The 21,828-nt window shown below is 62.4% G+C and carries 18 protein-coding genes; 3 read left to right on the forward strand and 15 right to left on the reverse strand.

Features of this window, described 5'->3' with window-relative positions:
* Positions 1-364: 364 nt before the first annotated feature.
* From copD to FGE05_RS20160, 4 genes are read right to left on the reverse strand one after another with little or no spacing between them, the layout of a single operon-like run.
* On the reverse strand, positions 365-1,291 hold the full coding sequence (gene copD / locus FGE05_RS20145; RefSeq protein WP_257225686.1) for a copper homeostasis membrane protein CopD: 927 nt from the start codon (positions 1,289-1,291) through the stop codon (positions 365-367).
* Position 1,292: 1 nt separating this feature from the next.
* Positions 1,293-1,679 carry a copper homeostasis periplasmic binding protein CopC gene (gene copC, locus FGE05_RS20150; RefSeq protein WP_139647690.1) on the reverse strand — a complete coding sequence of 129 codons (387 nt, stop codon included), beginning with the start codon at positions 1,677-1,679 and terminating at the stop codon, positions 1,293-1,295.
* A 57-nt stretch (positions 1,680-1,736) separates the two neighbouring features.
* Positions 1,737-2,648, reverse strand: coding sequence for a copper resistance protein B (locus FGE05_RS20155; protein WP_139647691.1), 912 nt, complete (start codon positions 2,646-2,648; stop codon positions 1,737-1,739).
* An 11-nt stretch (positions 2,649-2,659) separates the two neighbouring features.
* Positions 2,660-4,516, reverse strand: coding sequence for a copper resistance system multicopper oxidase (locus tag FGE05_RS20160; protein ID WP_139647693.1), 1,857 nt, complete (start codon positions 4,514-4,516; stop codon positions 2,660-2,662).
* A 336-nt stretch (positions 4,517-4,852) separates the two neighbouring features.
* Here FGE05_RS20160 and nadA point away from each other — a divergent pair, with 336 nt between their 5' ends.
* A complete protein-coding gene (nadA, locus tag FGE05_RS20165; protein WP_024779477.1) occupies positions 4,853-5,911 on the forward strand; it encodes a quinolinate synthase NadA in 1,059 nt (352 codons plus the stop codon).
* A 123-nt stretch (positions 5,912-6,034) separates the two neighbouring features.
* Here nadA and FGE05_RS20175 read toward each other — a convergent pair whose 3' ends face one another.
* The 8 genes from FGE05_RS20175 to FGE05_RS20215 form a co-directional block, all read right to left on the reverse strand.
* On the reverse strand, positions 6,035-6,523 hold the full coding sequence (locus tag FGE05_RS20175; RefSeq protein ID WP_139647697.1) for an RDD family protein: 489 nt from the start codon (positions 6,521-6,523) through the stop codon (positions 6,035-6,037).
* Positions 6,524-6,616: 93 nt separating this feature from the next.
* Positions 6,617-6,829, reverse strand: coding sequence for a cold-shock protein (locus FGE05_RS20180; protein ID WP_040070294.1), 213 nt, complete (start codon positions 6,827-6,829; stop codon positions 6,617-6,619).
* Positions 6,830-7,224: 395 nt separating this feature from the next.
* Entirely contained in the window at positions 7,225-8,349 is a 1,125-nt protein-coding gene (gcvT, locus tag FGE05_RS20185; RefSeq protein WP_139647699.1) for a glycine cleavage system aminomethyltransferase GcvT, read from the reverse strand.
* Between the two features lie 40 nt (positions 8,350-8,389).
* Positions 8,390-9,766: an L-serine ammonia-lyase gene (locus tag FGE05_RS20190; protein WP_139647701.1), complete on the reverse strand. Its 1,377-nt coding sequence runs from the start codon at positions 9,764-9,766 to the stop codon at positions 8,390-8,392.
* A gap of 192 nt (positions 9,767-9,958) precedes the next feature.
* Positions 9,959-12,808 carry an aminomethyl-transferring glycine dehydrogenase gene (gene gcvP / locus FGE05_RS20200; RefSeq protein ID WP_139647705.1) on the reverse strand — a complete coding sequence of 950 codons (2,850 nt, stop codon included), beginning with the start codon at positions 12,806-12,808 and terminating at the stop codon, positions 9,959-9,961.
* A 10-nt stretch (positions 12,809-12,818) separates the two neighbouring features.
* Positions 12,819-13,202, reverse strand: coding sequence for a glycine cleavage system protein GcvH (gene gcvH / locus FGE05_RS20205; RefSeq protein ID WP_139647707.1), 384 nt, complete (start codon positions 13,200-13,202; stop codon positions 12,819-12,821).
* Between the two features lie 428 nt (positions 13,203-13,630).
* Complete coding sequence (locus FGE05_RS20210) at positions 13,631-15,139, reverse strand: sigma-54-dependent transcriptional regulator (protein WP_041020259.1); 1,509 nt, start codon at positions 15,137-15,139, stop codon at positions 13,631-13,633.
* A 213-nt stretch (positions 15,140-15,352) separates the two neighbouring features.
* Positions 15,353-16,258, reverse strand: a complete 906-nt coding sequence (locus tag FGE05_RS20215) for a LysR family transcriptional regulator (RefSeq protein ID WP_139647709.1) — start codon at positions 16,256-16,258, stop codon at positions 15,353-15,355.
* 112 nt (positions 16,259-16,370) lie between these two features.
* On the opposite strand from FGE05_RS20215, the gene FGE05_RS20220 reads away from it, so the two are divergent.
* Positions 16,371-17,249 (forward strand): MBL fold metallo-hydrolase, encoded by an 879-nt coding sequence (locus FGE05_RS20220; protein ID WP_139647711.1) that lies wholly within the window; start codon positions 16,371-16,373, stop codon positions 17,247-17,249.
* 173 nt (positions 17,250-17,422) lie between these two features.
* Positions 17,423-18,037, forward strand: coding sequence for an NAD(P)-dependent oxidoreductase (locus FGE05_RS20225; RefSeq protein WP_139647713.1), 615 nt, complete (start codon positions 17,423-17,425; stop codon positions 18,035-18,037).
* 178 nt (positions 18,038-18,215) lie between these two features.
* Here FGE05_RS20225 and FGE05_RS20230 read toward each other — a convergent pair whose 3' ends face one another.
* Genes FGE05_RS20230 through FGE05_RS20240 form a run of 3 tightly spaced genes read right to left on the reverse strand, consistent with a single transcriptional unit; the run spans position 18,216 to position 21,798 of the window.
* Positions 18,216-18,545, reverse strand: coding sequence for a GlpM family protein (locus FGE05_RS20230; RefSeq protein WP_175384719.1), 330 nt, complete (start codon positions 18,543-18,545; stop codon positions 18,216-18,218).
* Positions 18,546-18,571: 26 nt separating this feature from the next.
* Complete coding sequence (locus FGE05_RS20235) at positions 18,572-19,900, reverse strand: sigma-54 dependent transcriptional regulator (RefSeq protein ID WP_139647716.1); 1,329 nt, start codon at positions 19,898-19,900, stop codon at positions 18,572-18,574.
* Positions 19,897-21,798 (reverse strand): ATP-binding protein, encoded by a 1,902-nt coding sequence (locus tag FGE05_RS20240; RefSeq protein ID WP_139647718.1) that lies wholly within the window; start codon positions 21,796-21,798, stop codon positions 19,897-19,899. The genes FGE05_RS20235 and FGE05_RS20240 overlap by 4 nt, the downstream gene beginning before the upstream one ends.
* Positions 21,799-21,828 lie beyond the last annotated feature (30 nt).

Raw genomic sequence — 21,828 nt, forward strand, 5'->3', positions numbered from 1 at the left:
CAACAACGTCAGGCTCCATAGCTACAACGACTATCGGTCGCCGGTAGCTATGGAGAAACTGGCGGCGTGAAACCTTAACTGGTGTCCAGAATTACTTGACCAGTTCAGGCTTGCCCGCGAAGACGGCGGCACAGTCAACATTGCCGCAAGCAGACCCACCGCTATCGCGAGCAGGCTCGCTCCCACATGGATTCCGGGTGTATGCAGTATTTGCCTGCGCCAGCAGACCCTGTGGGAGCCGGGCTTGCCCGCGAAGACGGCGGCACAGTCAACATCGCCGCAAGCTGACCCACCGCCATCGCGAGCAGGCTTGCTCCCACATTGGATTCGGGGCGTACGCAGAATTTGCAGACTCCCACACCTGCTATTCCATGGCCGGACTCAGCGTACCCAGCCAGGCCACCAAAGCGAGGATGACCGCCGCTACAGAGAACTCAAGGATCATGCTGCGCCGCAACGCCCTCACGGCGACACTGTGTTCGCCGGTTTGCCTGGCCTGTTCCAGCTGCGGGCTCAGGTGAAAACGGTTCAGTGCGGCGAACACCAGCATGGCCGCAAACAGGACGAGTTTGAGTGTCAGCAATTGACCGTAGGCACTGTCGAACAGCCCGTCGATACTCGGGCCGACGATGAACAGATAGTTCATCACGCCGGTCACGCTGATAATCAGCACGATCACCGCGCCGGCGTTTTCAAAGCCGGTCAGCGTCCGAGACAGCACCGGCAATCGGTGTTCGGCCTGGCGAAGCAGCAGCACAAACGCCGCCAGGGCACCGACCCAGGCACCCGCTGCCCACAGGTGCAAAAAGTCAGTGATGAAGTGCCAGCTCCGTCGTTCGCCTTCGTCCATGGCGCCATGGCCGGCCCAGGCCAGTGTCGCAAGGGCCACGCCTGCGGCCAGCGTGCCCAGCCACAGGCTGGCGCTCGGCCAGCGCTTACTTTGCGTCGCGGCGACAATGGTCAGCATCAATGCCAGTATCCGCAGGCTCCAGCTTGAGCCCATGTCAGTCTCCAACACCATCATTTCAACGTGTGGCTGTAACTCGGCCCAGTCCGTAACGCCGCTCATGGCCCAGACCATGCAGAGCATGCCGGCGACGGACAGCAGCACGCCGATGATGGCCGTGCTCGCCAGGAGCCTTGCGAAAGGCAACACCTCACCCGACTTTCGTTCCTGGCCCCGCAGACCATAAAGGCCGAAAGCCGCCAGGCCGAACAGCAGCATCAGATCCAGATAGAGGGCCAGGCGTAGAGCGATGTTGATCAGCGCTATGTCGATCGAGTCGCTCAACTCACTTCACCTTGAATGTGACGTTGCCGGTGATCGGGTGAGTATCGGACGATACCGCGCGCCATTGGACCTGATAGGTGCCCGACGTGAGCGGGGTATTGGGGACGATGACCATGGTCTTGGGGTCTTCGCTGCCCGACACCTTGGCCGGCATGGGCATCGGCGAGTGGGCCGACATGCCGGGCATCTCGGTCATCAGCAGCTTGGCGCCGGAGAACTTGGTCATCAGGTTCTCGGAAAAGTGCAGTTCGATTTTCTCAGGTGCCGATCCCTGCGAACCTTCGGCAGGGGTGGTGGACAGCAGCTTGGGGTGTGCCTGGGTCAGGCCGCTGCTCAGCAGGCCGGTGGACAACGCGACGGTGATCACAGCGTTTTTGATGAATGACATGCAAGGACTCCTACAACGGTTTTCTAGTTTTTTGGGGAATGGAGGGGGCTCAACCCGTTAGAACCACATACGCACGCCCAGGACCAGGCGTGCCTCGCTACGGTCATCGCCTTCTTCGCGAGCGTAGTCGGCGGTATTGCCATAGGTGCGGTTCCAGGTGACGCCGATGTAAGGGGCGAATTCGCGACGAATTTCATAACGCAGCCGCAGGCCCAGCTCGGTGTCCGATAGCCCTGAACCCACCGCGCGCTCCGGATCGTTCTTGCCGTAGAAGTTGGCTTCGGCGGTGGGCTGGAGGATCAGGCGGTTGGTCAACAGGATGTCGTAGTCGCCCTCCAGGCGCACGGCGCTCTGGCCGTTCTCACCGAGGTATGCCGTGGCCTGGGTTTCGAAGTTGTACAGCGCCATGCCCTGGATGCCCAAGGCAGCCCAGGTTTGCGGTTCGTCCGGCTTGAAGTCCTGGCGCACGCCGGCCACCACGTCCCACCAGGGGCTGATGGCGTGGCCCCAGAGGGCCTGGAGTTCGGCTTCTTCGGTCTTGCCGTTGGTGCGTTCGCCTTCGGTGCGCAGCCACAACCGGTCGATGTCGCCGCCGATCCAGCCGGAGGCGTCCCAACTCAGGGCGCTGCCCTTATCGGCGTCTTGCCATTCCAACTGATTGATCAGAAAGAAGGAGTTGAGCGCGCTGTCATTCATCATGTGGCTGCCGTGGTCCTCATAGACCGCTGCGCGATCGGCGGCGGTCAGTTCGGGGATCGGCGTGCGACTGGTGGTGGGGGGCGGCTCCATCGACTGCATGCCCTGCATGGAATCCATTCCTTGCATCTGGCCATGGTCCATGCCCTGCATCTTGCTGTGATCCATGCCTTGCATAGCGTTGCCGGCTGCCCAGGCAGGCGTGGCCATGCCTTGTGCCAGGCCGGCCATGATCATCATCGACAGGAGGGGGGATTGAATGTGTCGGGTCATGGTTCGGCTCCTCATTCCTGTACCCGGATTTCACGGAACATGCCCGTTTCCATGTGGAAGAGCAGGTGACAGTGATACGCCCAGCGTCCGAGGGCATCGGCGGTGACCCGGTAGCTGCGCCTGGAGCCGGGCGGCACGTCGAGGGTGTGCTTGCGCACCATGAACTGACCGTTTTCGTCCTCCAGATCGCTCCACATGCCGTGCAAATGGATGGGGTGAGTCATCATGGTGTCGTTGATCAGCACGATGCGCAGTCGTTCGCCGTACTTGAACAGCAACGGCTCGGCGTCGGAGAACTTCACGCCATTGAATGACCAGACGAATTTTTCCATGTGTCCGGTCAGGTGCAATTCAATGGTGCGACCCGGTTCGCGGCCGTCCGGGTCGGGGAAGGTGCTGCGCAGGTCCGCGTAGGTCAGCACCTTGCGACCATTGTTGCGCAGGCCCATGCCGGGGTCGTCGAGCTTGGGCTTGACGCTCATGGCTTGCATGTCCACCAGTGGGTTGTCTTGCTCCGATGGCGGATGGGACGGCATGTTGCCCATACCTGGCATCGCGCCGTGGTCCATCATCGGCATGTCACCCTGATCCATGGTCGACATTTCGCTTTGATCCATGCCCTCCATACCCTGCATGTCCTGCATGGCGCCGTGATCCATTGCGGGCATCTTGCTGTGATCCATGCCTTGCATCGATCCATGGTCCATGCCGCTCATATCACCCATGCCAGCCATGCCTCCGTGGTCCATGCCGCCCATGCCCATATCGTCCATGGTCACCAGCGGTCGCGGATCAAGCGGTGGGACCGGGGCCGAGAGCCCGGCTCGGGTCGCCAGGGTGCCGCGGGCATACCCGGTGCGGTCCATCGACTGGGCAAACAGGGTATAGGCCTGCTCGGTCGGCTCGATGATGACGTCGTAGGTTTCGGCCACGGCGATCCGGAACTCATCCACTGGCACCGGATTGACGTATTGGCCGTCGGAGGCGACGACCGTCATTTTCAGGCCGGGGATGCGCACATCGAAGTAGGTCATGGACGAACCGTTGATGAAGCGCAGGCGAATCCGCTCGCCCGGCTTGAACAGGCCCGTCCAGTTCATGTCCGGCGCCTGGCCGTTCATCAGGTAGGTGTAGGTCGCGCCGCTGACGTCCGCCAGATCGGTGGGGTTCATTTTCATCTCGGCCCACATCTTGCGATCGGCCACGGTGGCGCCCCAGCCCTTGCTGGCGACATCGTCGATGAAGTCGCCGACGGTGCGTTTGTTGTAGTTGTAGTAGTCCGACTGCTTCTTGAGTTTGCGGATGACGTCGGCGGGGTCTTCGTCGGTCCAGTCGGTGAGCATCACCACGTAGTCCCGTTCGTACTGGAAGGGCTCGGGCTCCCGGGCATCGATGACCAGCGGCCCATACACCCCGGATTGCTCCTGGAGTCCGGAATGGCTGTGGTACCAGTACGTGCCGTTCTGGCAGACCTTGAATTGGTAGACGTACTGGCCGTCGGGTTCGATGCCCTTGAAGCTCAACCCGGGTACGCCGTCCATGTTGGCCGGCAGGAGAATGCCGTGCCAGTGGATGGACGTGGTGTCTTTCAAGCGATTGCGTACCCGCAGGGTCACTGTGTCGCCTTCGCGCCAGCGCAGCAGCGGGCCGGGAATGCCGCCGTTGATGGTTTGGGCGATACGGGGATGGCCGGTGAAATTGACCGGGCTTTCGCCAATGAACAAGTCGAAGTCGGTGCCGCTCAATACAGTGGGCTGGCCTGGGCCGGTCACCGCCCAGACGGGGGTGCGCCACAGGCCCAGACCACCCAGGATGCTGCCAGCGGTCAAGCCCTTTACGAAGGTGCGCCGGGAAGTTTTTGTTTGCATCGATAAAAGTCCATCCGTCGATTCGCGACATGCACAGGGGCTGTCCCCGTACAGGTGTGAAGCAAAGATGACACAGGCAAGAGGGGCGGGTGATTACATTTCAGTCAGGTTGGTTCGGCTTTCCGCTCCCCAGCGACGCAGTGTTTGATGGCGTTGGAGCGTGCCGGCCAGGCACCAATCAGAATGATCTTTTGCATCGGCGGGATATTCTGTAGCCTTGCCGGCTTCACGCTGTCCCGTGCCTGATTGATACCCACTTTCCCGGCGGTACCCGAGTGGTCCGGAGCCGGGTGTATACTCGACTTCCGCGCAAATGCGCCTGCAGGTCTTGCGAACATGACGCAAATTTCCGAACGCCTTCTGGTCCAGGCTCACCTCGACGCCAAACAGCCCAAGCCGCTGAGTGCCGAGCAAGAGGCCTGGTACCGCGCCGCCATCGCCGCCGAGCTCAAGGCTCAGGACGCGGTGCTGGTCGCGCACTTCTACTGCGACCCGATCATCCAGGCCCTGGCCGAGGAAACCGGGGGCTGCGTGTCCGACTCCCTGGAAATGGCCCGCTTCGGCAACGCCCATCCGGCCAAGACCGTGGTGGTGGCCGGGGTCCGGTTCATGGGCGAGACCGCCAAGATCCTCAATCCTGAAAAACGCGTGCTGATGCCGACCCTGGAAGCCACCTGTTCCCTGGACCTCGGTTGTCCGGTGGACGAGTTCTCGGCGTTCTGCGACCAGCACCCGGAGCGGACCGTAGTGGTGTATGCCAACACGTCGGCGGCGGTCAAGGCCCGTGCCGACTGGGTGGTGACGTCCAGCTGTGCGCTGGAAATCGTCGAGAGCCTGATGGACAACGGCGAGACGATCATCTGGGGTCCGGACAAGCACCTGGGCACTTACATCCAGCGCAAGACCGGTGCCGACATGCTGCTCTGGGACGGCGCTTGCATCGTCCACGAGGAGTTCAAGTCCAAGCAACTGGAGGACATGAAGGCCTTGTACCCGGACGCCGCGATCCTGGTGCACCCGGAGTCGCCGACCTCGGTGATCGAACTGGCGGACGCCGTGGGTTCCACCAGCCAACTGATCGCCGCAGCCCAGAGTCTGCCGAACAAGACGCTGATCGTCGCGACCGACCGTGGCATTTTCTACAAGATGCAGCAGCTGTGCCCGGACAAGGTCTTCATCGAAGCCCCTACCGCCGGTAATGGCGCGGCCTGCCGCAGTTGCGCCCACTGCCCGTGGATGGCGATGAATACCCTGGAGCGTACCCTCAAGAGCTTGCAGGAAGGCACCAACGAGATCTTCGTCGACCCGGCGTTGATCCCCCAGGCCATTCGCCCGCTCAAGCGCATGCTGGACTTCACCCAGGCAGCGCGGATGAAGCTGGCTGGTAACGCCTGAGTCCTGATGTTCGTTCCCATGCTCGGCGTGGGAATGTCTCTACGCACGCTCCGCGTTCGGCTCTGGGACGCGGAGCGTCCTTGGCTGCATTCCCACGCAGAGCGTGGGAATGAGACGTGTGAATCATTTGGTCTTCTTGGGAACCCGCACCAATTGCGTGTCCGAGTAGATGTCATGCCAGCTGCGCTTGCGCTTGTCGAACAACGACCAGAGAAAGCCCAGCCCTACCGGCAGCCATGAGGCAATCGACACCACGAACCGCAACAGCGCCTGCCACAGGCTGATGGCCGAGCCATCGGCGTTCTGCACGCGGATGCCCCACACCTGCATGCCCAGGGTCTGGCCGTTGTGGGTCCAGAACTTGGCGAAGAAACCGAACAGCACGAACAGCAGCACGGTGGACAGCAAGGGGTCGCCATCCAGTGCGCCGGCTTCGGTGAGGGTACGCATTTTCTCTTCGCCGATGATCCCCATCTGGACCATTTTGTAGATGCCGCTGGTGACGATCAGCAACGCCGTGCACAGCAGAAAGTCATAGAACATCGCCGCCAGGCGACGACCCAGGCCAACGGGGGGAAAGTCGCCCTGAGGGGTAAGCAGGTGTTTCGGCATGACGGCCTCGGACCAAAAAGAAGCCCATTCTACGGACTTACGCCCATAAAAAAGCCCCTGATATCAATCAGGGGCTTCTGGGGTTGCGAAAGCTTAGGCTTCGGCAACAACCTCGTCAGCCTGCATGCCTTTCTGGCCTTGCACGGCAACGAAGGTGACTTTCTGGCCTTCTTTCAGGCTCTTGAAGCCGCTGCCCTGGATGGCACGGAAATGCACGAACAGATCCGGACCGCTCTCAGGAGTGATAAAACCAAAACCCTTTTCGTCGTTGAACCACTTGACGGTACCGCTCTGACGCTCAGCCATTTTCTTATTTCCTTTGACGCTTAAATTGATGACAGCCTCTTTCACTTGAAAGAGTACTGGGGCTGGGTTGCAGGAAAGTAAGAGACGTCGAACGGGATGTAGCGAACTTCATAAGCTACTGCCCAGGTCACGATTCCAAGCGACCCATGCAAACACAGTGACCAAACTCTACGCCAACTACGAATGAAAAAACAACCCCCTCTGAAGGGCCCGGTTTTCCTAAGCTTTGCGCTATTTATGCGTTTCGCTGGCCTGGGCTTAATCGATAGGCTAGTTCAATTGTTTGCCAACCTTATAAACACCGTTCAATAGGAAATAAATGCACCTTTTTATGGCGGTTGCGTTACACATTAGTGCACGTATAACGCAATCGCGTTACTTATAGAAACAGTCAATCAGCCGCGGTAGTAGCGTTGTGCAACGAATGGCATTTTGCTTACAAGCAAAGGCACCTTTTTCCCACGGACAATGGCCCAGACGGGCGTTTCCAGGGCGGTATAGGCGGCGTCAAGATAACCCATCGCCAAAGGACCGCCCAGGGTCGGACCGAAGCCGCCGCTGCACACCGCACCGATGATCTCGCCTGCCTCGTTGACGATTTCCGCACCTTCGCGCACCGGGGTGCGTTCCTGGGGCAGCAGGCCGACGCGTTTACGGCGCACGCCATTCTGTTGCTGGGCGAACACGGTTTCAGCGCCCGGGAAGCCACCTGCGCGGGCACCGTCGGCACGGCGAACCTTGGAGATGGCCCACAGCAGGCTGGCTTCGATCGGTGTCGTGTCGGTGTTCATGTCATGGCCGTAGAGGCACAGACCGGCTTCCAGCCGCAGGGAGTCACGGGCGCCGAGGCCGATGGCGGCCACTTCCGGTTCCGCCAGCAGGGCGCGGGCGAGCTTTTCCGCATCGGCGGCGGGCACGGAGATTTCGAAACCGTCTTCACCGGTGTAGCCCGAACGGCTGACAAAGCAGTCCACGCCCAGCAGCGTGACGCGCTGGAATTGCATGAAGGTCATTTTCGCCACGTCCGGTGCCAGGCGGGCCAGTACGGTGACGGCTGCCGGACCTTGCAGGGCGAGCAGGGCGCGGGCCTCGAACAGCGGCTCGATGTCGCACTGGCTGCCGATGTGAGCGCGCAGATGGGCCAGGTCCTGGTCCTTGCATGCTGCGTTGACCACGAGGAACAGCTCGTCGTTGCCCAGGTTGGCGACCATCAGGTCGTCGAGAATGCCGCCGTTGGCGTTGGTGAACATGGCATAGCGTTGCATGCCCACCGGCAGGTCGATGATGTCCACCGGCACCAGGGTTTCCAGGGCCTGGGCGGCGCCCGGGCCGGTCAGGCGGATCTGGCCCATGTGGGACACGTCGAACAGCCCGGCCTGATCGCGGGTATGCTGATGTTCTTTCATGACCCCCAATGGGTATTGCACCGGCATGTCGTAGCCGGCGAACGGCACCATGCGGGCGCCCAGTTCTAGGTGCAGGGCATGCAGCGGGGTCTTCAGCAGTTGTTCGGTGGACATATCAGCTCCTGGAAAAATGAAGAGAGGCAAGCAGCGCGCATCAGCATTCGATGATGTTGACCGCCAGACCGCCACGGGCGGTCTCCTTGTATTTGCTTTTCATGTCGGCGCCGGTCTGGCGCATGGTGCGGATGACTTTGTCGAGGGACACGAAGTGATGCCCGTCGCCGCGCATGGCCATGCGCACCGCGTTGATGGCTTTCACCGAGCCCATGGCGTTGCGTTCGATGCAGGGCACCTGCACCAGGCCGCCGATCGGGTCGCAGGTCAGGCCGAGGTTGTGTTCCATGCCGATTTCAGCGGCGTTTTCCACTTGCTGCACCGTGCCGCCCAGGACTTCGCACAAGGCACCGGCGGCCATGGAGCAGGCGACGCCGACTTCACCCTGGCAACCGACCTCGGCACCGGAAATGGAGGCATTTTCCTTGTACAGGATGCCAATGGCGGCGGCGGTCAGCAGGAACCGCACCACGCCGTCCTCGTTGGCCCCGGGAATGAAGCGCATGTAGTAATGCAGCACGGCCGGGATGATCCCCGCCGCGCCGTTGGTGGGCGCGGTGACGACACGCCCGCCAAAGGCGTTTTCCTCGTTGACGGCCAGGGCATACAGGTTGACCCAGTCCAGCACCGACAATGGGTCGCGCAACGCCGCTTCGGGGTTTTTGCACAACTGGCGGTGCAGTGCCGCTGCCCGTCGCTTGACCTTCAGTCCGCCCGGCAGGATCCCTTCATTGCGGCACCCGGCCGCCACGCAATCTTGCATCACCTGCCAGATCTTCAGCAGGCCGGCGCGGGTTTCGGCTTCGGGGCGCCAGGCGCTTTCGTTGGTCAGCATCACCTGGCTGATGGACAGGCCATAGGTGCTGCAGTGGCCCAGCAGGTCCTTGGCGCTTTTGAACGGGAAGGTCAGGACCGTGGCGTCTTCGACGATACGGTCGGCGCCGGCGGCGTCTTCATCGACGACGAAACCGCCACCCACCGAGTAATACTCGCGGCTGCGCACTTGCAGGCCCGCACCGTCGAAGGCACGGAAGATCATGCCATTGGGATGGAAGGGCAGCGGCTTGCGAATCATCGCCAGGTGCAGCTTTTCGTTGAATTCGATGGAATGTTGGCCCAGCAGGTTCAAGCGACCGTTGCTGCGAATGTCCTGCAGGCGGGCGTTTACCGTTTCGGTGTCCACGGTGTCCGGGTGTTCACCTTCCAGGCCCAACAGCACGGCCTTGTCACTGCCGTGGCCCTTGCCGGTGGCGCCGAGAGAGCCGTACAGCTCGACCTTGACGCTGGTAATGGTTTCGAGCAGGTCATCACGACGCAGCCCTTCGACGAAACGGGCAGCGGCACGCATCGGGCCGACCGTATGGGAGCTGGAAGGGCCGATACCGATCTTGAACAGGTCGAACACGCTTAACGACATGGTGTTTCTCCGGTTTCTTTTTATGACGATCGAAAGATTGAGAGGGAACCCTGTGGGAGCGAGCCTGCTCGCGATTGTGGAGTGTCAGTCAACATCTGTATTGGCTGTCACACCGCAATCGCGAGCAGGCTCGCTCCCACAGGGGATAGGCGGTGTTGTTGCGAGGGGGCGGTTGACCCGCCCCCTCACAGTTCAAGCGTAGCTTTCGATCGACGGGCAGGCACAGACCAGGTTGCGGTCGCCGAACACGTTGTCGACCCGGCCCACTGGCGGCCAGTATTTGCTTTCGATCAACGACGCGACCGGGTACACCGCTTGTTCGCGGCTGTAGGGGTGGGCCCACTCGCCGACGATTTCCGCCGCGGTGTGCGGGGCGTTTTTCAGCGGGTTGTCGTCCTTGTCCAGGCTGCCGTTTTCCACTGCGCGGATTTCTTCGCGGATGCAGATCATGGCGTCGCAGAAGCGGTCCAGTTCTTCCTTGGATTCACTTTCGGTCGGCTCGATCATCAGCGTGCCGGCCACCGGGAACGACATGGTCGGGGCGTGGAAGCCGAAGTCGATCAGGCGCTTGGCCACGTCGTCGACACTGATGCCGCTGCTGTCCTTGAGTGGGCGCAGGTCGAGGATGCACTCGTGGGCCACCAGGCCGTTGCTGCCGGTGTAGAGCACCGGGTAGTGCTCTTCCAGGCGACGGGCGATGTAGTTGGCATTGAGGATCGCCAATTGCGAGGCGCGCTTGAGGCCGGCGCCACCCATCATGCGGATGTACATCCAGGTGATCGGCAGGATGCTGGCGCTGCCGAACGGCGCCGCACATACCGCACCTTCCTTGCGCTCCATGCTGGCATGGCCCGGCAGGAAAGGCGCCAGGTGCGACTTGACGCCAATCGGGCCGACGCCCGGGCCGCCGCCGCCGTGGGGAATGCAGAACGTCTTGTGCAGGTTCAGGTGCGACACGTCGCCGCCGAACTTGCCCGGGGCACAGAGGCCGACCATGGCATTCATGTTGGCGCCGTCGATGTACACCTGGCCGCCGTTGTCATGGATGATGCCGCAGATTTCGCGGATGCCTTCCTCGAACACGCCGTGGGTGGACGGGTAGGTGATCATCAGCGCGGCGAGGTGTTCGCGGTGCTCGATGGCCTTGGCACGCAAGTCTTCGATGTCGACGTTGCCACGGGCATCGCACGCGGTGACGACCACACGCATGCCGGCCATGTTGGCGGTGGCCGGGTTGGTGCCGTGGGCCGACGAAGGAATCAGGCAGATGTCGCGACGGTCTTCGCCACGGCTCTGGTGATAGGCGCGGATCGCCAGCAGGCCGGCGTACTCACCCTGGGAACCGGCGTTGGGTTGCAGCGACACCGCGTCGTAGCCGGTGGCGGCGCAAAGCATGGCTTCCAGTTCATCGGTCAACTGCTGGTAACCGGCGCTCTGCTCGGCCGGGGCGAATGGGTGCAGGGCGCCGAATTCGGCCCAGGTCACCGGGATCATTTCGCTGGCGGCGTTGAGTTTCATGGTGCAGGAACCCAGCGGGATCATGGTGCGATCCAGGGCCAGGTCCTTGTCGGCGAGCTTGCGCAGGTAGCGCATCAGCTCGGTTTCGGAGTGGTAACGGTTGAACACCGGGTGGCTGAGGACCGGCGACTGGCGTACCAGTTCGGCAGGGATACGGCTTTGTACGCTGGCGGCCAGGGTGGTGAAGTCCGGCAGGGCCTTGCCGCCGGCCAGCAGTGCCCACAGGGTTTCGATGTCGGCCTGGCAGGTGGTTTCGTCCAGGGACAGGCCCAGGCGTTCAGTGTCTACCGCGCGCAGGTTGATGCGTTTGGCGCGGGCCTGGTCGTGCAGGGCAGCGGTTTGCGCGCCGGTGTGCAGGGTCAGGGTGTCGAAGAAGCTGTCCTGTTCGACGCTCACGCCCAACGCACCCAGACCCTTGGCGAGGATCGCGGTCAGGTGATGGATGCGGTTGGCGATTTGCACCAGGCCCTTGGGACCGTGGTACACGGCGTACATGCTGGCGATGTTCGCCAGCAGCACCTGGGCGGTGCAGATGTTGCTCGTGGCTTTCTCGCGACGGATGTGTTGCTCGCGGGTCTGCATCGCCAGGCGCAGGGCCGGCTTGCCGAAACGGTCCACGGATACCCCGACCAGGCGGCCTGGCATGTCGCGCTTGAAGGCATCCTTAGTGGAGAAATACGCCGCGTGCGGGCCGCCGAAACCCAGCGGTACGCCGAAGCGTTGGGCGCTGCCGATGGCGACATCGGCGCCGAATTCGCCCGGCGGGGTCAGCAGGGTCAGGGCCAGCAGATCAGCCGCGACTGCCACCAGGGCATTGGCCCCGTGGAAGCGCTCGGTCAGTTCGCGGTAGTCGAACAGGTCGCCGTTGCTGGCCGGGTATTGCAGCAGCGCGCCGAAGAACGGGCTGGCATCGGTCAGCTCGCGTTCGTCGCCGACCACCACGTCGATGCCCAGGGGCTCGGCACGGGTGCGCAGCACGTCGAGGGTCTGTGGGTGGCAGTGGCGCGAGGCGAAGAAGGCATTGCTGCCCTTGTTCTTGCTCAGGCGCTTGCAGAAGGTCATGGCTTCGGCGGCGGCGGTGGCTTCGTCCAGCAACGAGGCGTTGGCAATCGGCAGGCCGGTGAGGTCGCTGATCAGGGTCTGGAAGTTCAGCAGCGCTTCGAGACGACCCTGGGAAATTTCCGGTTGGTACGGCGTGTAGGCGGTGTACCAGGCCGGGTTTTCCAGCAGGTTGCGCAGGATCGGTGCCGGCGTATGGCAGTTGTAGTAGCCCTGGCCGATGTAGGTCTTGAACAGCTGGTTCTTGGCGGCGATGGCCTTGATCGAGGCCAGTGCATCGGCTTCGCTCTGGCCATCACCCATCTCCAGCACGCTGGTTCCCTTGATGCTCTCAGGGATGACGCTGGCGCTCAGGGCTTCCAGGGAGTCGTAGCCCAGGCGTTCGAGCATGGCTTGCTCGTCGCTGGCCCGCGGGCCGATATGACGGGCGATGAATTCGTTGGCGGTGCCCAGATTAACGGTCATGTGGCGCTCCTCAGGCTTCGGCGTTGGCTTTGATCAGACGGTCATAGGCGTCCTGATCCAGCAGTTGGCCAACTTCAGCGGCATTGGCTGGCTTGAAACGGAAAAACCAGCCTTCGCCCAGCGGATCTTCGTTGACCAGTTCAGGATTGCTTTCCAAGGACGGGTTGACTTCCAACACGTCACCGTCCAACGGCATGTAGACACCGCTCGCGGCCTTCACCGATTCCACGGTAGAGGCTTCGTCACCCTTGGCGTAGGTTTGCAGTTCCGGTAACTGAACATAGACCACATCGCCCAAAGCGTTCTGTGCGAACGCGGTGATGCCGACTGTGACGCTGCCATCGGCTTCGGCGCGCAGCCATTCGTGATCTTCAGTGAAACGCAACTCGCTCATGGAAACTCCTGGGGCCAGATTCGTCTGGTGGACGCGAAGAAAGGCGCGGGACATGACCCGGCCGTATGGTTATATCCATAGCAAGAATGCGGCCAATATCGATAAGTGCTTATGGATCAATGATTTGAGGGGGGGTGGAGCGGTGTGGATAACCTTGGCTGTAGCGAAATCGCTACAGCGTCGCGCCTGGAAAAAATGATTGTGGGATCAAAGCCTTATCCGGCGCAGTTTACCGCTGCCTGTAGCGATATCGTTCCACTGTAGCGCTTTCAGTACAGATGGAGGTCGTTTTTGAGCCGATTATTGGTCAAGGCAGGCCCTGTGGGAGCGAGCCTGCTCGCGATGGCGGAGTATCAGTCAATATTTCTGTAGCAGGCACGCCGCCATCGCGAGCAGGCTCGCTCCCACAGAGGTCCTTCCAGAGGGCCCTATGGCTTGTTGGGAATCCCGTACTTGCGCAACCGGTGGGCGATCGCCGTATGGGAGGTCTGCAGGCGGCTGGCGAGTTGGCGGGTGGACGGGTAGTTGACGTAGAGGCTTTCGAGCAAGTGTTTCTCGAAGGTTTCCACGGCCTGTTCCAGGCTTTCGACGTCTACATCGCCTTGTCGCGCGACGGAAGTGCCGGCGATGTCCAGGTCACCAATGTCCACCAGGCTGCTCTCGCAGATCGCCGCGGCGCGGAAGATCACGTTCTGCAGTTGTCGCACGTTGCCAGGCCAGCGGTTACCCAGCAGCGCCGGATAGGTGCCGGGGGCCAGGCGACAGACCGGTCGCTGAATCTGGGCGCAGGCCTGTTGCATGAAATGCCGGGCCAGCAGCAGGATGTCCTGGCCGCGCTCACGCAGTGGCGGGACCTCGACGTTGAGCACGTTCAGGCGATAGAACAAGTCTTCGCGGAACGAACCTTCGTTGACCATTTTCTCCAGGTTGCGATGGGTCGCGCTGAGGATCCGCACGTTGACCTTGATTTCCCGGTCGCCGCCGACCCGGCGGAAGCTGCCGTCATTGAGGAAACGCAGCAGCTTGGCTTGCAGATACGGCGACATCTCACCGATTTCGTCCAGGAACACCGTGCCCTGGTTCGCCAGTTCCATCAGTCCTGGTTTACCCCCCCGTTGGGCGCCGGTAAAGGCGCCGGGGGCGTAGCCGAACAGTTCGCTTTCGGCCAGGTTCTCCGGCAGCGCGGCGCAGTTCAAGGCCAGGAACGGTGCGCCGTGCCGCGCACTGATGGCATGGCAGGCCCGCGCCACCAGCTCCTTGCCGGTGCCGGTTTCGCCCTGGATCAGCAGTGGTGCGTCCAGCGCCGCAACCCGTTGCGCCCGAGCCTTGAGGGTGCGGATCGCCGGGGAGTCGCCGAGCAGCGCATCAAAACCTTCGGCATGGTCGTGGTGCAGCGCCGACAGGCGTTCGCCGATGCGGTTCGGCTGGTACAGCGTGAGCAGTGCGCCGGCGTCGGTGATGGGCGTGGCGTCCAGCAGCCAGGTCTGGCCATTGAGGGTGATTTCCCGCAGCGGCAAGCGAAAGCCGTTCTCCAGCAAGGTGCCCAACAGCGCCTCGTCCCCGAACAGCCCGGCCACGCTTTCGCCGGCCGGTTCCCGACCGTACAGGGCGATCAGCGCAGGGTTGGCGAGCAACACGTTGCCAGCGCTGTCGAGGGCCAGCACCGGGTCGGTCATGGCCGCCAGAAGGGCATCGAGCTGCAGGTGCCGACGCTGGCCCGGCAGGATGTCCACCACGGTAACCGCCTGCACTCCCCGCACGCTGAACAGCGCCTCACGCAGCTCGTCCAGCACCTGCGGGCTGAGGGTCGGGGCGTCGATGTAGACGTTGGGCGGCACCATCTCCACCGCATCCAGATTGAGATTGCGCCCACCCAGCAACGCCAGGACTTCCTGGGTGATGCCAACGCGGTCGATGAAACTGACGTGGATACGCATGGGGCGGTTTCGGGTTCTGGAGTGCGGAGGGTGGCAAGTATGCCTTGGGGCGGGCTGTTGGTGGAATCCAGGTGCACGACTTGAGAGGCGTATTGCCCCCAGTGGGAGCGAGCCTGCTCGCGATGGCGATGTGTCAGTTGCGCAAATGTTGACTGATACTCCGCCATCGCGAGCAGGCTCGCTCCCACAGGGACAGTGGTGAGGAAGTATTTTTTACAACCCCACATCCCACTCCGGCGTCTCGGGAAACCTCACCACCAGGAAGTCCACCAGGCTGCGCAGCGCCGACGGCATGTGTCGGCGTGATGCGTACACCGCGTACATGTTCATCTGCCGGGGTTCGGCGTGGGCCAGCAGGCGGGTCAGTTCGCCGCTCTTGATGTGGGCGCCGGCCTGGTAGCTGGGCAGCATTGCCACGCCGGCACCGGCCATGGTCGCCCTTAGCAAGGTGCTGGCGTCGTTGCCGCTGATATTGCCCTGCACCGGCACCGAGACCTGCTCGCCATCCTGCTCGAAATGCCAGAGGCTCTTGCCCACGTAGGAGTGGGTCAGGCAATTGTGCTGGCTCAGGTCCTCGACCCGTTGCGGTACCGGGTGTTTGCGCAGGTAACCGGGCGAGGCGCAGATCACCGAGCGGCAGACGGTGAGGCGCCGGGCGATCAGGCTGGGGTCCAGGTCGTTGCTCATGCGGATCGCCAGGTCGATGCGTTCGTCCACCAGGTTCACGGTGCGATCCAGCATTTGCAGGTCGACGCTCACCCCCGGATACCGGGTGACGTACTCGGTGATCGCCGCTGCCAACTGGGCCTGGCCGAACGAGGTGCTGGCGCTGATGCGCAAGATGCCTCGCGGGGCGTCGTCTGGCGCGCTGACAGCCGCCTGCATATCGCTGGACAGTTCCAGCATCTGTCGGCAGCGCGGCAATACCTCCAGGCCTGCGGCCGTCAGGCTCAGTTTGCGGGTGGTGCGGTGCATCAGTCGGGCACCGACCCAATCCTCCAGCTCCGCCAGATACCGCGAGACCACCGGCCGCGACAGGTCCAGGTACTCGGCCGCTGTCGACTGGCTGCCCAGGTCCACCACGGCGACAAACACCCGCATTGCTTGTAGACGATCCATGATTTGCCCGCTTTCAGAAACAAACTATGTCGTAGCATCGCATTTTTTGGAACGAACCAGATGACTAAGCTCCGTTTCATTGCCCTCGGGCCCATGGACAACGGAGCACAGCATGACCGCAATCCCCTCACTCAAGCGCCTGTTGCTGGCAACCGCCGGCCTGGTCTTCACCGCCCACGCCTGGGCCGCCGACCTTACGCTCGACGTCTACAATCCTGGCGAGGCGGCGGTTTTCCCGGTGACCTCGGTACTGGTCAGTGGCGCAAAGGAGGCGATTCTGGTGGATGCCCAGTTCGGCAAATCCCAGGCTGAACAGGTGGTGCAGAAAATCCGCGCCAGCGGCAAGCAATTGATCGCGATTTATATCAGCCATGGCGACCCGGACTACTATTTCGGCCTGGAAACCCTGACCGCTGCGTTCCCTGAAGCCAAGGTGCTGGCGTCTGCACCGACCGTCGAGCACATCAAGCAGACCGTCGACGGCAAGCTTAAATACTGGGGGCCGATCCTGAAGGCCGACGCGCCGGCCAAGGCTGTCGTGCCCCAAGTGCTCAAGGGCGACAGCCTGATGCTGGAAGGCCAGCGCTTGCAGATCGTCGGCCTCGACGGTCCACAATCGGACCGCAGTTTCCTGTGGATTCCTTCGATCAAGGCGGTGGTCGGCGGTGTGGTGGTGGCCGAGAACATTCACGTCTGGATGGCCGACACCCAGACGCCGCAATCCCATAAGGATTGGCTGGCGACCCTGGCCGGTATTGAGAGGTTGCAACCGAGCACCGTGATCCCGGGGCATTACCTGGGCGAGAGTGCCCGCTCCCTCGCCGCGGTCACCTTCACCGCCGGGTACATCAAGGCGTTCGACGAAGAGACCGCTCGCGCCAAGGATTCCGCTGCGCTGATCGCGGCCATGGAACAACGTTATCCCAACCTGGGGGAAGACAGCTCCCTGGCGCTCAGTGCCAAGGTGGCGAAGGGGGAGATGAAGTGGTGAGGGACTTGTTCTTGTTATGCAGGAGCAAGGCCTGTGGGAGCAAGGCTTGCCCGCGATGAATTTGATTCGGTCTTTCTGAAAATCGCGGCGTCTGCATCGCGAGCAAGCTTTGCTCCCACGGGCTTTGTATTCACAACAGTATTTTCAAACATCGTTAATCACTGGAGAACATCATGAGCAAAATCGCAATCATCGGCGCTACCGGTCGTGCCGGTAGCCAACTGATGGAAGAAGCCCTGCGTCGCGGTCACAGTGTGACGGCCATCGCCCGTAATACCGCGAAAATCGGGGAAAGGACCGGGGTGACCTGCAAGCAACTGGACGTACTGGACAGCGAGGCGTTGACTGCCGCAGTCGACGGTCACGATGTCGTGATCAGCGCTGCCCACTTTGCCACCGTATCGGCCGACAAGATTGTCGCTCCGCTGAAGGCCGCCGGGGTCAAGCGGTTACTGGTGGTGGGCGGCGCAGGCTCGCTGCTGTTGCCGGACAATAGCCGGGTGATCGACAGCGATGGTTTTCCAGAGGAATACCTGGCCGAAGCCACTGCCGGTGCTTTGTTCCTGGACGTGCTGCGCAAGGAGCAGGACCTGGACTGGACCTTCCTCTCGCCCTCGGCGGAGTTCGTGGAAACCGCCCGCACCGGCCAGTTCCGGCTCGGCAAGGACCATCTGATGTTTGACGCCGCCGGGCGCAGCTGGATCAGCTTTGCCGACTATGCCATTGCGATGATCGATGAAGTGGAAGCACCGCAGTTCTCAGGCACGCGGTTCACCGTCGGCTACTGATCCGGCGCGATCGCGCGCATGCTCTCCCACAATGGTATGGGGTGATCGCAGAGACCGCGGTCGCACCGGCCCCTGTGGGAGCGAGCCTGCTCGCGATGGCGGCAGTACAGGTAGCATCGCCACACGCTGATCCACCGCGATCGCGAGCAGGCTCGCTCCCACAGGGTGCCGTCTACATTCAGCCGTGCACCCTCACCCAGACACTGACCAGCACCGTCGCCGCCATCAGCCAGGCCACGGCCGCCACGGCCAGCGAAGCCTCGAGGCGCATGCGGTCGACCATGATGTACAGCGTCGCCAGGTACACGAAGTAGGGAATGATCGACCACATGCCAAACACGATGGTGGTCTTCAGGTCGTCCACCGAACGACCCTTGCCGACGATATAGTGGGCAATCAGGGCAAAGGTGGGGAACAACGGCACCAGCCCGGCGATGTAATAGTTTCGGGTCTTGGCGAGCATCGCCAGGACCACCACCACCGTCGCGCCGAGCGCCGCCTTGAAAATCAGGTCCACAGCTTTATCGTCCCCGGTTAATGGCTCAAGCCGTACTTTTTGACTTTGTCGAAGAGCGTGGTCTTGGCCATCCCCAGTTCCAGGCTGGCCTGGGTCAGGTTGCCACCGCTGCGTTGCAGGGCGTCGACCAGCAGGTTGCGTTCGAAGGCTTCCACCGCTTCGGCGAAGGCCAGGCCCTGGCTGCCGCCGCTGGCCCCGGACTTCTTGAAGGCCGGCAGGCCGAGGGCGAAACGTTCGGCGACGTTGCGCAGCTCACGTACGTTGCCCGGCCAGTCGTGGCTCATCAAGTTCGACAGGGTCTGGTTGTCCAGCGTCGGCACCGTACGGTCGAAGCGCAGGGATGACTGCTGAAGAAAATGCTCGAACAGTTGCAGGATGTCTTCGCGCCGTTCCCGCAGCGGCGGCAGTTCCAGGGTCACCACGTTGAGGCGGTAGTACAGGTCGCTGCGAAACTGCCCGGCCCGACCCAGTTCATCCAGGTCGGACTTGGTGGCGGCGATCACCCGGCAATCCACGGCCACGCTCTGGTTCGAGCCCAGCCGTTCGAGGGTGCGCTCCTGCAGCACGCGCAACAACTTGATCTGCAAGGGCAGGGGCATGCTTTCCACTTCGTCGAGAAACAGCGTGCCGCCGTCGGCGTGCTCGATCTTGCCGATCCGACGCTTGCCGGCACCGGTGAAGGCATTGGCCTCATGGCCGAAAATCTCGCTCTCGAACAGGTTCTCTGGCAAGCCGCCGCAGTTCAGTGCGACGAACTGTTTACCATGGCGTCGGCTGAAATCGTGCAGGCAACGGGCGACCAATTCCTTGCCGGTACCGGTTTCGCCTTCGATCAGCACGTTGGCCGAGGTATCGGCGACGTTGGCGATCAATTCCCGCAAGTGCTGCATGGCTGGCGAACGGCCGATGATCCGGCCCTCCAGGGAGTCGCGCTCGGCCAGTTGCCGGCGCAGCGAAGTGACCTCGCGGGCCAGGCTGCGCTGTTCCAGGGCGCGACGGGCAACGTCCACCAGGCGTTCGGGAGAGAAGGGTTTCTCCATGAAGTCGTAGGCGCCTTTCTGCATGGCGCCCACCGCCATGGAGATGTCGCCGTGACCGGTGATCAGCACCACCGGCAGGCTGCGGTCCCGTGCCTTGAGGCGGGTCAGCAGCTCCAGGCCATCGATGCCCGGCAGGCGGATGTCACTGATGACGATGCCGGCAAAGTCATCGCCGACCCGTGCCAGGGCTTCCTCGGCGCTGCCCACGCCGACGCAGGGAATGTCTTCCAGGGCCAGGGCCTGCTGGCAGCCCAGCAGGACATGGGGATCGTCTTCGACGATCAGTACGCTCAGGTCGTTGTTCATAGCGGCTCGGCAGATAAAGGGCTTACCAACGGTAAACTGAGGACAAAGGTGCTGCCACCGCCATCCGGGTGCTCGACATCCAGGTGCCCGCCAGCGGCAGCGGCCAGGCTCGCCGAGAGCGTCAGGCCCAGGCCCAGGCCTTGTTCGCCGGGTTTGGTGGTGAAAAAGGGCTCGAACAGATGCTTGCGTGTTTCCGGGTCGATACCGTGGCCATTGTCCCGTACCCGCAGGCGATATTTCCCATCCTGGGCCTGGCCTTCGAGCCACAGCCGTGGCTCGGGTCGGCCCTGCATGGCGTCCAGGGCATTGCCGATCAGGTTCACCAGGATCTGTTCCAGGCGCGTCTGGTCGATCTGCACCTGGACGTTATCGAAACCGGTATGCACCTGGACATGCTGGCTTTCAAGGCGAGCGGCCAGCAGTAGCTGGGCGGCCTCGACGGCCTTGCCGAGGCTGGCGCGGCCCTTGTCATCCCCGCGCCGGGCGAAGGAACGCAGGCTGGCGGTGATCCGCCCCATGCGATCGATCAGTTCGTTGATGGTCTTGAGGTTGGCGCTGGCCGTATCCAGCTGGCCGCGTTCCAGGAAGCGCACGGTGTTACCGGACAAGGTGCGCAGCGCGGCCAACGGCTGGTTGAGCTCGTGGGCGATGCTGGTGGACATCTGGCCGATGGCTGCCAGTTTGCCGGCCTGTACCAGTTCGTCCTGGGCCCGGCGCAACGTTTCTTCGGCCTGCCGGCGTTCGCGGATCTGGCTCTTGAGCCGATCGTTGCTGGCTCGCAGGTCGGTGGTGCGTTCGGTAATCCGACGTTCGAGCTGGCTGTTGGCTTCCTGCAAGGCTTCGCGGGCGGCGAGGCGGGTCGCGATGACCTTGCGCCGTTCGTTCCAGGCGATCAGCAGGAACGCCACCAGGGCGAAGGCCACGGCCACCAGGATGCCCTGGTTGATCGATTGGCGTCGCAGGTCTTCAAGGGGCGTCAGCAGGGTGAAATTCCACGGCGTGTCGTTCAGGGGCCGGGTCTGCGAGAGGTAACTGATGGCCTGTTTTTCGGCGGCCACTTCGGTGTTGGCCGGGAACGTCAGTTTCTCCATGCCTTCGGTCAGCCGTTCTCGGGCCAGGGGGATCAGTTCGTTCAGCGGGAACCAGTAATACTGCAGGCTGCGGGCCAGGCGTTCCTTGGTGTCATCACTCAGCGGACGTACGGACTTGAGGCGGCGTGCCGGGTCGCTGGAGAGAATGATGATGCCGTTCTCGTCGCTGACGAACGCTTCCAGTCGCGCCCGTTGCCAGCGTTCCTCCATGGCTTCGAGCCGGACCTTGACCACGGCCACGCCGATGATCTTGCCCTGTTGTTCCAGACCATGGGCCAGGTAATAGCCGGGTTCGCCGTTGGTGCTGCCGATGCCGTAGAAGCGTCCCGGCTGGCCGCGAACGGCGTTCTGGAAATAGGCGCGGAAGGACAGGTCTTCGCCCAGGTAACTGTCGACGTCGCGCCAGTTGCTGGTGGCCATGACCCGGCCTGTGGTGTCCATCACGTAGATGGCCCGGCTGCGGCTGCGGCGGTTCAGGCCTTCGAGGTATTCGTTGACGGTCTTGCGATGTTCCGGTGTCGGGTCGTCGAGCAGTTGCGAGACGCTGGACTCAAGCTCCAGCAGGCTGGGCAGGTAGGTGTACTTGCTGATCTCGCTCTCGACCGCGCGGGCGTGCAATTCCAGCTGGCGCTCGCCATTCTCGGCGAGACCGCGAATGCCGTAGTGCTCGCTGATCCAGAAACCAAGGTAACCCAGGCCGATCATCAGGGCGATGATCAACGGCGGCAGGAACAAATGGCGGATCAGGCGGGGTTTCACGGCAAGTGATGGCGGCGTCGCGCGATAGAGGGTGGGGTCGCATTTCATCACAGAAGCCTTGGGTCAACCACAACACAA

The sequence above is a fragment of the Pseudomonas sp. ICMP22404 genome, assembly GCF_006227205.1.
GTDB lineage: Bacteria > Pseudomonadota > Gammaproteobacteria > Pseudomonadales > Pseudomonadaceae > Aquipseudomonas.

What these genes read in the sequence shown, in the direction of transcription:
- copC (WP_139647690.1), bottom strand. Translation starts at nt 1,679, where the DNA reads ATGTCATTCATCAAAAACGCTGTGATCACCGTCGCGTTGTCCACCGGC.
- FGE05_RS20155 (WP_139647691.1), bottom strand. Translation starts at nt 2,648, where the DNA reads ATGACCCGACACATTCAATCCCCCCTCCTGTCGATGATGATCATGGCC.
- FGE05_RS20160 (WP_139647693.1), bottom strand. Translation starts at nt 4,516, where the DNA reads ATGCAAACAAAAACTTCCCGGCGCACCTTCGTAAAGGGCTTGACCGCT.
- nadA (WP_024779477.1), top strand. Translation starts at nt 4,853, where the DNA reads ATGACGCAAATTTCCGAACGCCTTCTGGTCCAGGCTCACCTCGACGCC.
- FGE05_RS20175 (WP_139647697.1), bottom strand. Translation starts at nt 6,523, where the DNA reads ATGCCGAAACACCTGCTTACCCCTCAGGGCGACTTTCCCCCCGTTGGC.
- FGE05_RS20180 (WP_040070294.1), bottom strand. Translation starts at nt 6,829, where the DNA reads ATGGCTGAGCGTCAGAGCGGTACCGTCAAGTGGTTCAACGACGAAAAG.
- gcvT (WP_139647699.1), bottom strand. Translation starts at nt 8,349, where the DNA reads ATGTCCACCGAACAACTGCTGAAGACCCCGCTGCATGCCCTGCACCTA.
- FGE05_RS20190 (WP_139647701.1), bottom strand. Translation starts at nt 9,766, where the DNA reads ATGTCGTTAAGCGTGTTCGACCTGTTCAAGATCGGTATCGGCCCTTCC.
- gcvP (WP_139647705.1), bottom strand. Translation starts at nt 12,808, where the DNA reads ATGACCGTTAATCTGGGCACCGCCAACGAATTCATCGCCCGTCATATC.
- gcvH (WP_139647707.1), bottom strand. Translation starts at nt 13,202, where the DNA reads ATGAGCGAGTTGCGTTTCACTGAAGATCACGAATGGCTGCGCGCCGAA.
- FGE05_RS20210 (WP_041020259.1), bottom strand. Translation starts at nt 15,139, where the DNA reads ATGCGTATCCACGTCAGTTTCATCGACCGCGTTGGCATCACCCAGGAA.
- FGE05_RS20215 (WP_139647709.1), bottom strand. Translation starts at nt 16,258, where the DNA reads ATGGATCGTCTACAAGCAATGCGGGTGTTTGTCGCCGTGGTGGACCTG.
- FGE05_RS20220 (WP_139647711.1), top strand. Translation starts at nt 16,371, where the DNA reads ATGACCGCAATCCCCTCACTCAAGCGCCTGTTGCTGGCAACCGCCGGC.
- FGE05_RS20225 (WP_139647713.1), top strand. Translation starts at nt 17,423, where the DNA reads ATGAGCAAAATCGCAATCATCGGCGCTACCGGTCGTGCCGGTAGCCAA.
- FGE05_RS20235 (WP_139647716.1), bottom strand. Translation starts at nt 19,900, where the DNA reads ATGAACAACGACCTGAGCGTACTGATCGTCGAAGACGATCCCCATGTC.
- FGE05_RS20240 (WP_139647718.1), bottom strand. Translation starts at nt 21,798, where the DNA reads ATGAAATGCGACCCCACCCTCTATCGCGCGACGCCGCCATCACTTGCC.